At 29.9% G+C, this 2,521-nt stretch carries 3 protein-coding genes; all 3 read right to left on the bottom strand.

From position 1 onward, the window contains the following. A partial coding sequence (locus tag MR593_RS09660) for a vWA domain-containing protein (RefSeq protein WP_290692301.1) occupies nt 1–719 on the bottom strand: 719 nt, incomplete at its 3' end. A gap of 29 nt (nt 720–748) precedes the next feature. Next, nucleotides 749–2,086, bottom strand: a complete 1,338-nt coding sequence (locus MR593_RS09655; protein ID WP_290692299.1) for a serine/threonine protein kinase — start codon at nt 2,084–2,086, stop codon at nt 749–751. A gap of 58 nt (nt 2,087–2,144) precedes the next feature. Further along, on the bottom strand, nt 2,145–2,521 hold a 377-nt coding region (locus MR593_RS09650), incomplete at its 5' end, for a hypothetical protein (protein ID WP_290692297.1).

Below are 2,521 nucleotides of genomic sequence, written 5' to 3'. Positions count from 1 at the left end.
AATACAACTAAGTTCTTTTTAGAAATTGGTTTGACCTCTAATGGATCAAAATCTAAATCTGTAAATTCGTCTCCTGTTATTTCTCTATCTTTGTGTAAATCTAGTGCCATCTCAAGCCCTCCTTCTTCATTAAAATCTTCTTCAGATAGTGTTATTGGTTTAATTAATTTAGCAAGTTGATCGGATGATTTTGATGTAAATACTAACTCTGGATTTTCTGTAAATTGTTTTAATAATTGTTCATCAAATCTGTCACCTATTCCTAACGCACACTTTAAAGCTTTCTTATATAATTTATTTTTCTTAAGATAATTTAAAGCTTCTCTAGCGTTATCTGTTGGATAAGCATTTGAAAATAAAAATATAACTGGAGCATAGTAAGATGATGAAATATCTTTTTTATAAAATCCATCTTTTGAAAGCTTTCTAGATAATTCCTTAAAAGCTTCTCCTAAATCAACATCTCCTCCTGCTTTAATTCTTGTCCAACATTGATAATCATCGACTGAAATAGGTTCTTCTGTAATCCATTTACATCCATCAGAAAAAGTCATAACTGCTATTTTTATATCAGTTGTAGCTCCTTCTAAATTTCTTAATTCCGAAAGTAATTCCTCCATAGTTGTATTTAATGTCCCTATTTTTTTGCCACTCATACTCTCTGATGCATCTATTAGAAAAAATACTATTAATTCCTTCTTATTTGAATTTATTGCCATAATATAAATCCCCTATATTATTCAAATATCTAAAGCTTAGCTATTACACCTTTTCCGAAGTCTATAGTCATACCTCTACCTAAGGCTCTAGCCTTACCTGGTTCAAGCTCTTTGACTTCACCACTTGGAAGAGTACATTTCCATGTGTCGTTTGTATTATTTTTTATTCCCATTACACCTTTGTGTTTTTTGTTTTCAACTATAGTAGCTGTCACTGTGTTGAAATCGTAATTTCCCTTTGCTGTAAAGCATTGATATAATTTTTGTCCTGCAAACATAGGTATACTCACATCACCAAATTGCATTGACAAGAACTTACTTGAACAAACAGGACATATATACATATTATCTTTATAAGAATAAGCATTAGAAAATCTAACTCTACCACATTCACAAGGAATTATATTAGATCTTAGGCGAACAAATAATTTTTGCCATTCATTTTCTATAATTCTGTGGTTAGGATTTTGAATTCCTGTTGTAAATGATCTTATAAAAGCATCCTTTATATAGTCTGGATAGACCTTCCATAGCTTGATTACATTATCGTGTACTCCAATAACAGGTCTATTAGACTTATTGTTAGGATCGTATATAAATACTGGTTCCTTTCCATAGTGTTTTAAGTCTGCACCTTCATGTAAGCACACACTCTTTAGAACCTTAGCCCCTTCAAGTGGGTCATGTCTAAATAATAATTTAAATAATACAACTGCTAGAGAATATTTATCTGTTTGTACATCTGGCTTAGCTATTCCTCTTACTATTTCAGGAGCCATATATCCTGGCATACCAGCTATACCGAAGTTATCTCCCTCTGGAGCTATATTATCACAGTCACAAACTAACAAATCTCCTGTTTTTATGTCTATGTAGAAACCTCCATCATTTAAATCTTGGTAACTCTTACCAGCTCTATGAAGTTCTCTGAAGGCTATTACTATATTTATAGCTGCATTTACAACTGCTTCTAAGCTTTGGAATTTAACTGGTACTTTTCTTATTTCATTTGTGCCTGCTACCTTTTCTATTTTATATGTATTTAAAATATCTGTAAGACCTACATAGTTAGAAGGTATTAAATTCATTAAATATCCGAAGCTTCCATGCTGATTACCTTCTGTCAAATATTGTGGCCATAAGAAATTGTCGCTTGGAGATTTATCATCTATATTATTTCTTATATTATGTCTAAATGCATTAGGCTCTCTTAATTTATCATAAAAATACCATTTTAATGCATATTTTTTACCTTTGTATTCCACAAGATAAACAACACCTTGAGCACCTCTACCAAGTTCACTTATTATCTTAGCGCTATCACCGTATTCAATCTTAACAGATGAACCTATTTTTAACTCTGCCATATTATCTCACCCTTTTCTTTCTGCTTTTATTTTATAAATATCTTATTTTCATTATATATTAATTTATTCTAATTAAATAAACATCTTGAGTATCATTTGACTCTACAGTATAATTTTGGAAAAAATAACAAGTCTTCAAGCATGCTGCATTTATAGCATCTCGTATTAATGTTCTAGCATACTCATCTTCACTACAGTAAAGCTTAAAATAAATATTTTTACTGCCGTTATTTTGCTTGATATCCTTAAACTTGTCCATTATAAATTTATCTAATTCTCTTTTTCCATTTATTGTACAATTATTTTCATAAAAATAATTATTTTCTAAGCTATTACACACTTCAAGCTTTTCAAAATTTCTATGATCTCTCAATATATCATATTCTCGTAGATTAAAATAATCGTATCTTATATATTTAAATCTTTCAGATAAAT

It is taken from the genome of Intestinibacter sp. (assembly GCF_022780145.1).
Lineage (GTDB): Bacteria > Bacillota > Clostridia > Peptostreptococcales > Peptostreptococcaceae > Intestinibacter.
This window is presented reverse-complemented; position numbering and strand designations above follow the sequence as displayed.